This window comes from Micromonospora sp. NPDC049139, assembly GCF_055586845.1.
The window spans coordinates 266,185-275,380 of the sequence record NZ_JBVJHK010000008.1 but is presented as its reverse complement, the minus strand read 5'-3'; the positions used below and the strand labels follow the sequence as shown (position 1 = coordinate 275,380).

The following is a 9,196-nucleotide window of genomic DNA, read 5'->3' as shown; positions in this document are numbered from 1 at the left end:
GATCCGCGACACCGCGGTCTGCGACAGCCCGGTCTCCTTCGCCATCGACCGCGTCGACCAGTGACTGTCCCGATTGGACGGCTGGCGCTCCAGCGTCTTGACGATCACTTCCTCAATGCGGTCGTCGGTGATTCGACGCGGCGCCCCAGGCCGCGGCTCGTCGGTGAGCCCCTCCAGCCGGCGCGCGAGGAACCGGCTACGCCACTTGCCCACCATGTCCCGCGACACGCCCAACCGCTCCGCGACGTGCGTATTCACCAGACCATCGGCGCACAGCAACACGATCTTCGACCGCAACGCCAACGCCTGCGACGACTTACCTCGCCGTGCCCACCGGGTCAGACACGCACGCTCGTCATCAGTCAGTTCCACCACGCCACGCGGACGACCAGCCATCCCGACAGCCTACTATCTGCCGGCGAATTAACGGCTCAGAACACTAGCGGGCCGCCCGCGCCGCGACCGCGCGGGCGGTCCGGCGGTGCGCGGCGGCCTCGTCGGGGCGGCCCAGCGCGGCGGCGAGGTCGCCGAGGTGGTGGGCGACCGGGCCGAGGGTGAGGATGCCGCTGCCGGCCCCGGCCAGCTCGTCGGCGGCGGGCGCCAGTTCGGCGTACGCCCACCGCATCGTCGCGCCGTCACCGAGGGCCAGGGCGGCTCGGGCGGCGAGGCAGAGCCGGGCCTCGCGGAGCAGGTCGTGCGGTGACTCCGGGAGGGCGCGCAGCGCGGCGGCGGCCTCGCCCCGGTGGCCGGTGGAGAGCAGCACCAGGGGCCGGGCCCAGGGCTCGTACGGCCCGAAGTCCCCGTCCGTCCGGTCGTGCCGCCCCGGCCCGCTGGCTCCCTGCTCCCCCGGTGCGGGTGACAGGCGCAGGCACAGCAGCGCGAGGGCGAGCAGGCCGTGTTCCATGCCGGGCATCCCGCTGCCGGTGAGCGTGGCCTGTGCGGCCCGGTACGCGGCCTCCGCCCCTTCCGGGTCACCGCCGACCGCCAGCCGCAGGGCGGCGTACCACCGGGTGAAGACGCCCACCAGCGGCAGGTCGTACCGCTCGGCGAGGCGGTCCGCGGCGTCGGCGTGCGCGTCCGCGACCGTGAGGTCGGCGAGGGCGCAGTGCGCCTGCAGGAGGACGAGGTGGCCGAGGACCTCGAAGCTCACCAGCTCGTGCCGGGCGGCCAGGTCGACCAGTTCGGCGCCGATGCGGGCGCGCTCGGCGGCGAGACCGGCCCGGCCGAAGGAGTGCAGGAAGCGGGCGTTGAGCGCGTGCGCGAGCAGCGCCGGGTGCGACAGCCGCCGGGCGATGGCCTCCGCCTCGCGCGCCGCCCCGTGACCCCGGTCGGTGGTCGTTCCGCGCAACTCCAGGGCGAGGGTGCTCAGCAGCCGGCTGCGCCGTTCCGGCTCGTCGTCGCCGAGCGCGGCCAGCGTGCGCTCGGCGGCCCGGACGACCTGGCGGGAGAGCTGCTCGTCGTCGTTGCGGGTCCAGATCGCCGGGACGTCGAACGCGGTCAGCACGCTCGTGGCCAGGCCCGGATCGTCGAGCCCGACGGCCGTGGCGATCGCCGCCGACCGGAGCCGCCGCGCCTCGTCGAGGTGGCCGGTGACGGCGAGTGCCCGGCCCAGTCCCATCGCCGCGTCCAACCGCCCGCGTACGTCGTCGTCGCCCGCACGGTCGTGGGCGGCGACCGCCTGCCGCCACAGGCGGGCCGCCTCGTGCGGGTGGAAGCGGCGTTCGGCCTGCGCTGCCGCCGCCCGGGCGTAGCGCGCGGCGCGGGGCGCGGTGGCGCGGGTCGCCGCGCGGGCGAAGTGGTGGGCGAGGGCAGCGACGTCGTGCGGGTACAGCCGCTCGATGGCGTCCCCGGCGGCGGCGTGCCAGCGGGCCCGGCGCGGCCCGGACAGGTCGCCGTAGAGCGTGTCCCGCACCAGGATGTGGGTGAACCGCAGCCGCCCGTCGGCCTCGTGCTCGCCGAGGAAACCGGCCGCCAAAGCGCGGTCCAGGGCGTCCAGCACCGGCGCGGGGTCGCCGGCCAGCGCGGCCAGCACGTCCGGGTCGACGTCGCGGCCGAGCACCGCCGCCTGCCGCAGCACGGTCTGCGCCGCGTCCGGCAACCGGGCGAGGCGGTGCCGGATCACGTCCCGCACCCCCGCCGGGACCTGGTGCAGCGCCGACTCGCCCTCGGCCGCGAGCAGCCGCGCCAGTTCCCGGACGAAGAACGGGTTCCCGCCGCTGCGACGGTGGATCAGGCGTACCACCGCGTCGTCCAGCGCAGGCCCGGCGACGGCGCGGGCCAGGTCGCCGGTCGCCGGCTCGGGCAGGCCGCCGAGGTAGACCCGGACCGGTTCGGTGGGGGCCACCCGGGCCAGCGCGGCGGTCAACTCCGGGGTGATCTCGGCGGCGCGGTACGTCCCCACGACCAGCAGCGGGCCGGCGACCGGCTCCGGCTCGCCGACCAGGGCGGTCAGCAGGTCCAGGGTGTCGGCGTCGGCGCGGTGCAGGTCGTCGACGACCAGCAGCACCGGCGCCCGGCCGGCCGCCGCCGACACCACGGCGGCGGTGGCGCGGTGGACCCGGAACCGGGCCGCCGCCGGGTCCTCGCCGGGACCGACGGCGTACGGCCCCGCGCCGGTGCCGTACGAGCCCGGGCCGGTGCCGTCCGACCCCGCACCGACGGCGTGCGGCCCCGGGTCGGGGCCGCCGGGCGACGGCGCCTCCCGCCAGCCGGTGGCGTGCGGCGCCGGGTCGGTGGCCCCGGTGAGCGCGTCGGTGATCTGGGTCCACGGCCAGGCGGCGGGAGCGCCCTCGTACTCGGGGCAGTGGCCCCACGCCGTCGTCCAGCCGTCGGCGGTCAACTCCCCGGCGAGCGCGTCGGCCAGGGCCGTCTTGCCCGCGCCCGCCTCGCCCGAGACGAGGGCCAGCACGGGGGCGACGTGCCGGGCGACGTGCCGGGCGGCCTGCCGCAGGAGGGTCAACTCCTCGTCACGGCCGACGAACGGGCGGCGGTCGTCGCGGTCCCGGGCACCGGTGGGCGAGGTCCCGCGCGGCGCCGCCGGGCGGTCGCGTCCCTGCTCGGTGCCGCCGCGAGCGGGCGGCACGGCGTCGGCCCGCGCCGGCGGGGACACCTCGGGCGGGATGAGTTCCGGCGCCTGGGCGAGGATGTCGGCCTCCAGTCGCCGCAGCCGGGGGCCCGGGTCGACGCCGAGTTCCGCCACCAGGGTGTCGCGGGCCTGCCGCAGCACGGCCAGTGCCTCGCCCTGGCGACCCGACCGGTACAGGGCCGTAGCCAGCAACTGCCAGGCGTCCTCCCGCAGCGGGTGACCGGTGGCGTGGGCCCGCAGCCCGGTGGCCGCCTCGGCGGCCCGGCCCAGGGCCAGCAGCGCCTCGGCCCGCTGCTCGACGGCCAGCATTCGCAGCTCGTCGAGCCGGTCGATCTCGGCCCGGGCCCAGGGCTGCCCGGCGAACTCGGCGTACGCGGGGCCGCGCCACAGGGCGAGCGCGCCGTCCAGGCACGCCAGCGCCGGGCCAGGCCCGCCCGCTGCCAGCAGCTCGCCCGCCTCGGCGACCGCCGCCTCGAACCGCCAGGAATCCACCGCCTCGGGCGCGGCACGCAGCGCGTACCCGGGTGGATCGGTCACCAACAGCCGGGCCGGCTGCCGGGGTGGCCGGCCCGGTTCCAGGGCCCGGCGCAGGTCGGCGACGAACGTCCGGATCGCCCCCACCGCGCCGTCCGAGGGCTCCTCCCACAGGTCACCGACGAGCCGGTCGACCGGCACGACCCGGCCCCGGGCGACGAGCAGGCGGGCCAGCACCGCCCGCTGGCGGGGGCCCTTCAGCGCGACGGGACCGAGGTCGTTCACCGCCTCCACCGGCCCCAGCACGCCGAAGGCCACCGGGGGTGCCGCCGACTGCCTGGTCATGTCACCAATCTAGGCACGCCCGAGCGCCGGCTCTCCCACGGCCGGGTCCGCGCGCCACTCACCCGTTGCTGACCGTTCACTGACCGGCCCCGGGCAGGCTCGACGCCGGACGACGTGGTCCCCGAGGACCACCGCGCCCGCCACCTCACCCGCACCGCAGAGAGGACCACCCGTGAACCCGACCATCAGGGGATTCGACTACCGGCGCGTCACCGTCGCCGACGGCGTCACGCTCAACGCGGCAGTCGCCGGCTCCGGCAGCCCGGTCGTGCTGCTGCACGGCTTCCCACAGACCCACCTCATGTGGCGGCACGTCGCCGCCGATCTCGCCGCCGACCACACCGTGATCTGCCCGGACCTGCGCGGCTACGGCGACAGCGACAAGCCCGCCGACCCCGACGGCACCGCGTACGCGAAGCGGACCATGGCCGCCGACGTCGTCGCGCTGGCCCGCGCGCTGGGGCACGACCGCTTCGCCCTGGCCGGGCACGACCGAGGCGCGCTGGTCGCCGTCCGCGCCGGCCTCGACCATCCGCGGGCGGTCACCCACCTCGCCGCGCTCGACGTGCTGCCGACCCTCGACATGTGGGACGTCCTGCACGGCACGACCGCCGCCGTCGGCTTCCACCTCTACCTGATGGCCCAGCCGCCCGGCCTGCCCGAGCAGCTCATCGGTGCCAGCCCGGACGCCTTCTTCGGCCACTTCCTCGACGCCTGGACCCGGGACCCGGACGCCCTGCCCGCCGACGTGCGGGCCACGTACCTGCGGGCGTCCCGGGAGGCCGTCACCTCGATCGTCGCCGACTACCGCGCCTCGGCCGGCATCGACGTCGAGCACGACCGGGCCGACCGCGCGGCCGGCAACAGGCTGCGCATGCCGGTGACGGTGCTGCAGCAGGACTGGGGCGCAGCCCTCGGCTACGACGCGGCCGGGCTGTGGCGGGCGTGGGCGCCGGACCTGGAGCACCGCACCGTCTCCTGCGGCCACTTCATGGCCGAGGAGTCGCCCGCCGAGGTCGTCAAGGCCCTGCGCGCCCTCCTGGCCAGGTGACCGGCCGGCGGCCGTAGTGGGCTGGGGTGACCCAGCGCACCCCGCACGCCGGCCCGGATCCGGGGTCCGGGTCGGCTGAGCGGGGCGTCGGATCGGCTCGGCGCGGCTCAGTCGTCGTCCTCGTCGTCGCCCGGCGAGCCGATGTCGACCCGGTCGAGCAGGGCATCGAGGCGGGCCGCCGTGTCGGGCGAGATCCGCCCCTCCTCGACCGCCTCGGCGAGCCGCTCCCGCAGGTCCTCGACCCGCTTCGGCCGGTCCTTCGGCTTGCCGCGGCTCAGGTCGGCGAGCTTGTCCCGCAGCTGCTCGACCGTCTTCCGGTCGATCTCGCCCCGGGCCTGTGCCTGCACGAGCGCGGCGGCGAACTCGGCGGCGAGTTGACGCAGGCCGATCGGGGCCGACTGGGCGGTCGACGGCGGGGCGGAGGGGCTGGCCTCCGGCGTCGGCGACGCGGTGCTCGGCTCCTCGGCCGGCGTGACCACGGACGGGGCGGCGGTCGGCGGCGGATTCCCGTTGTCGTCGAGGGCGAGCACCCCGACGAGCCCGACGAGCAGCGCGACGCCGGCGGCGACCAGCACGGCGATCGGCCGGTTCCCCGAGGCCCGCGAGCCGGTGGCGGGGACGGGACGCGGGCCGCCGGCGGCCACGGGTCGGCCGCCCGCCGCCGGCACGCCGGCCCGGCCGGCGGTCACCGGGGATCCCGGCCGACCGGTGGAGGCCGCCGCCGAGGTGGGCAGCGAGCGGTCGACCAGCGTGGGCGGGTGCGCCGGCGGGACCGCGCCCGCCGCCGGTGCGGGCAGGGTCGGCAGGACCGCGGTGTGCGGGTCGGCGGGCGCCGCGCCGGCGAGGCGGGCGGCGAGCTGGGCCGCGGTGGGCCGGCGGGCCGGGTCGGCGGCGAGGCAGGCCAGGGTCAGGTCGGCGACGTCGGCGGGCAGGCCGGGGATCCGCAGGGGCGGCACGGGCGTGTGCCCGGCGTGCACCTCCAGCGCGTCCTCCCAGGTCCGCACGGGCAGCGGGGCCCGGCCGGTGAGGGTGCGGTAGAGCAGCGCGCCGAGGGCGTAGACGTCGCTGGCCGGGTTCGGCGGCCCGGGCCGCATCCGCTCCGGCGCGAAGTAGGCGGGCGTGCCCATCAGCAGCTCGCCGGTCTGCCCGGCCAGCGGGTGGTCCGGGCCGGCGAGCGCGGCGATGCCGAAGTCGAGCACCTTGGCGCCGGTCTCGGTAAGCATGACGTTGCCCGGCTTGATGTCGCGGTGCACCACGCCGATGCGGTGGGCGGCGGCGAGGGCAGCGGCGACCTGACCGGCAAGCCGGACGGCGTCCGGCCAGGCGAGTGGGCCGTCGGCGAGCCGGTCGGCGAGGTTGCGCCCCTCCACCAGCTCCATCACCAGGTACGGCACGACCGCGCCACCGGCCAGGCTCGCCTCGCCGTAGTCGTACACCTGGGTCACGTGGGGGTGGGTGAGCCGCGCGGCGGCGCGGGCCTCGCGCTGGATAGTGGCCCGCAGGTGCGGGTCGGTGCCGAACTCCCCGGCGAGGGCCTTGACCGCGACGGGGCGGTGCAGCACCTCGTCGTCGGCGCGCCACACCTCGGACATCCCGCCGAGGCCGATGCGCTCGCGCAGGACGTACCGGTCGTGCAACCGAAGGGTGGGCGAGAACGGCGACATAGCCGTTCAGTCTGCCTGGCCCGCCGGGGCGGCCACCACCCGCCATGCCCGGTTGGGCGCCGGCCGTCCCGATGCTGCCGCGACGACCGGCCGCGCGGGTGACGCACACCACCCGCGCGGCTCGCAGCGGGTCAGGAGCAGCGCTGCGGCGCGGGCAGCGACGGCGGCTGGATCCGGTCGGCGAGCCGGCGCAGGGCGCCGGCGGCGGCCAGCCGGGTGGGGGCGAGCCGCGGCGTACGGGGACGCTCGGCGCGGACCGGTGCGTCCGGCCGGGCGGAGTTGACGTGCCGGGTCACCGCGTCGATGGCGACGACGATGCCGGTGGGCTGTTCCATGGTCAGCTCCTCGGGACGGGTCCGGTGGAGGTCCGGACGACGAGTGCGGTGGGCAGCAGGACGTGGCCGGCCGCCGGGTCGGCGGGCGGGTCGAGCAGGAGTCGGGCGGCGATGCGCCCCTTCTCCTCGGCGGGTTGCCGCACGGTGGTGAGTCCCGCCGCGGCGGCCTCGGCGATGTCGTCGAAGCCGGTGACCGAGACCGGTGGCGAACCGGCCTCGGCGAGCGCGTCGAGGACACCGAGGGCGAGCACGTCCGAGCAGGCCAGCACCGCGGTGGGCGGCTGCGGCGCGGCGAGCGCGGCGGCGACGGCCGCGGCGCCCGCCGCCCGGCTGTTGCCGGTGGCGGCGAGCAGGGTCAGCTCGGACCAGGCGACGCCGACCTCGGCGAAGGCGTCGGCGAACCCGGCGAGCCGCGCCCGGGTGGTGGGGTGCGCGACGTCGGCCACGTCGGCGAGCCGCACCTCGCCCGGGGCGGCGCCGGGCCGGACGGCGTCGCCGAGCAGGGCGACGCGGCGGTGCCCGAGCCCGGCCACGTGCGCGGCGACGGCGCGGGTGGCGGCGCGCTCGTCGATGCCGACGTAGCGGTCGTCGGGGCCCGCGTCGTCGCGGGGCGCGGTGGTGACGACGGGCAGGCCCCGGTCGCGGAGCACGTCGACGATCCAGCCCTCGTCGCCGACGCAGTAGACGCAGAAGCCGTCGACGGCGGCGTTCTCCACCGCCCGCCGCGCGGCCGCCTCGTCGGCGGGCAGGGGCACGAGCAGCAGGCTGGTGCCGTGCCGCTCGGCCGCCTCGGCGACGCCGGCCAGGAAGCGGACCGCGAAGGGGTCGGTGAAGGCGTACGACAGTTGGGACTCGAAGAGCACCCCGAGGGCGCCGACCCAGCCGCGCCGTAGCGACCGGGCCGTGGGGTTGGGACCGGGGTAGCCGAGCTGCCGGGCGGTGTCGAGGATCCGCTGGCGCAGCGCGGCGGAGAGCTGGTCGGGGCGGCTGTAGGCGTTGGAGACGGTGCTGCGGGACACGCCGACGGCGTCCGCGACGGCCTGCAGGGTCGGCTTCACCGCGCGCTCGCTCCTCTGTATCGATTCAGTCTGGATCGATACAGAGATTAGTGCCGATGGGCGGCGGCGTCAATGCGACGCAGCGATCGGCGGCGCCGACACGCCGCGACGGGCGGAGAGGAGAAGGTAGCCGCACCGCCGCCCGGGGCGGGGCCCTGCGGCCGGTCAGCCCGGGTAGAGGTCGTCCAGGATCCGGCCGAGGATCTCCGGCGTACGCTCCGGCGGCTCGGCCTCGACGCAGAGTCGCTCCATCGCCACCGCGTAGTAGTCGAGGTCGTCGCGCTTGTCGAGGTAGAGCGCGCTGGTGAGCTGTTCGATGTAGACGATGTCCGGCAGGTCCTGGTCGCCGAAGCGCAGGATCGTGAAGGCGCCGCCCGCCGCGGCGTGCCCGCCGGCCGCGAACGGGATGACCTGGAGCCGGATGTGCGGCGACTTGGTCGCCTCGATGAGTGCCGCCACCTGGCCGCGCATCACCTCCGGGCCGCCGATGGGCCGGCGCAGCGCGGCCTCGTCCACCACCGCCCAGAGCAGCGGCGGGTTCTCGCGGCGCAGCAACCGCTGGCGCTGCATGCGTAGGGCGACCCGGCGCTCGATCTCGGCCGGCGCGGCCGTCCCGTGGCCGAGCAGCACCACCGCCCGGGCGTACTCCCGGGTCTGGAGCAGGCCGGGGACGAACTGGACCTCGTAGGACCGGATGAGTGCCGCGGCGGCCTCCAGGCCGAGGTACGACTGGAACCAGCTCGGCAGCACGTCGCCGTAGCGGTGCCACCAGCCCGGGCTGTTGGCGTCCCGGGCGAGCTTGAGCAGCGCCTCGCGTTCCTCGGGCGCGGTGACGCCGTAGAGGGTGAGCAGGTCGGCGACGTCGCGCTCCTTGAAGCCGACCCGGCCCAGCTCCATCCGGCTGATCTTCGACTCGGAGGCCCGGATCTCCCAGCCGGCGCCTTCCCGCGTCACCCCGCTGGACTCGCGGAGACGACGCAACTGGGCGCCGAGCAGCATGCGCAGCACGGTGGGCCCGGTGTCCGGGCCGCCCTCGGCGGGAACCATCGTCACTGCCGACCTCCGCATGCCGGATCGTGCCCGGCCGGGAGCCCCACCCCCGGCCGACGTGTAAGCATGCCATGGACCGTGAGTGAGGAGAACTCCCAGGGAGCGGGGCCGTCGGTACCGCAGGCGGGACGAGC

The 9,196-nt window shown here is 77.0% G+C and carries 7 protein-coding genes; 1 reads left to right on the top strand and 6 read right to left on the bottom strand.

Annotation, left to right across the window (positions count from 1 at the left end; genetic code table 11):
* The coding region (locus ACZ6Q9_RS16990; RefSeq protein WP_396829338.1) for a helix-turn-helix domain-containing protein at positions 1-396 on the bottom strand (396 nt) is incomplete at its 3' end.
* Positions 397-439: 43 nt separating this feature from the next.
* Positions 440-3,904 (bottom strand): BTAD domain-containing putative transcriptional regulator, encoded by a 3,465-nt coding sequence (locus ACZ6Q9_RS16985; RefSeq protein WP_396829337.1) that lies wholly within the window; start codon positions 3,902-3,904, stop codon positions 440-442.
* Positions 3,905-4,076: 172 nt separating this feature from the next.
* On the opposite strand from ACZ6Q9_RS16985, the gene ACZ6Q9_RS16980 reads away from it, so the two are divergent.
* A complete protein-coding gene (locus ACZ6Q9_RS16980) occupies positions 4,077-4,955 on the top strand; it encodes an alpha/beta fold hydrolase (protein WP_393460996.1) in 879 nt (292 codons plus the stop codon).
* 107 nt (positions 4,956-5,062) lie between these two features.
* On the opposite strand, the gene ACZ6Q9_RS16975 is transcribed toward ACZ6Q9_RS16980, so the two are convergent.
* From ACZ6Q9_RS16975 to ACZ6Q9_RS16960, 4 genes are all read right to left on the bottom strand, one after another.
* Complete coding sequence (locus tag ACZ6Q9_RS16975; protein ID WP_393267956.1) at positions 5,063-6,619, bottom strand: protein kinase domain-containing protein; 1,557 nt, start codon at positions 6,617-6,619, stop codon at positions 5,063-5,065.
* Between the two features lie 131 nt (positions 6,620-6,750).
* Positions 6,751-6,954 carry a hypothetical protein gene (locus tag ACZ6Q9_RS16970; protein WP_396829336.1) on the bottom strand — a complete coding sequence of 68 codons (204 nt, stop codon included), beginning with the start codon at positions 6,952-6,954 and terminating at the stop codon, positions 6,751-6,753.
* Between the two features lie 2 nt (positions 6,955-6,956).
* Complete coding sequence (locus ACZ6Q9_RS16965) at positions 6,957-8,012, bottom strand: LacI family DNA-binding transcriptional regulator (RefSeq protein WP_396829335.1); 1,056 nt, start codon at positions 8,010-8,012, stop codon at positions 6,957-6,959.
* Between the two features lie 165 nt (positions 8,013-8,177).
* Positions 8,178-9,065 (bottom strand): helix-turn-helix domain-containing protein, encoded by an 888-nt coding sequence (locus tag ACZ6Q9_RS16960; RefSeq protein WP_396829334.1) that lies wholly within the window; start codon positions 9,063-9,065, stop codon positions 8,178-8,180.
* Positions 9,066-9,196: the final 131 nt, after the last annotated feature.

What these genes read in the sequence shown, in the direction of transcription:
- ACZ6Q9_RS16975 (WP_393267956.1), bottom strand. Translation starts at nt 6,619, where the DNA reads ATGTCGCCGTTCTCGCCCACCCTTCGGTTGCACGACCGGTACGTCCTG.
- ACZ6Q9_RS16985 (WP_396829337.1), bottom strand. Translation starts at nt 3,904, where the DNA reads ATGACCAGGCAGTCGGCGGCACCCCCGGTGGCCTTCGGCGTGCTGGGG.
- ACZ6Q9_RS16970 (WP_396829336.1), bottom strand. Translation starts at nt 6,954, where the DNA reads ATGGAACAGCCCACCGGCATCGTCGTCGCCATCGACGCGGTGACCCGG.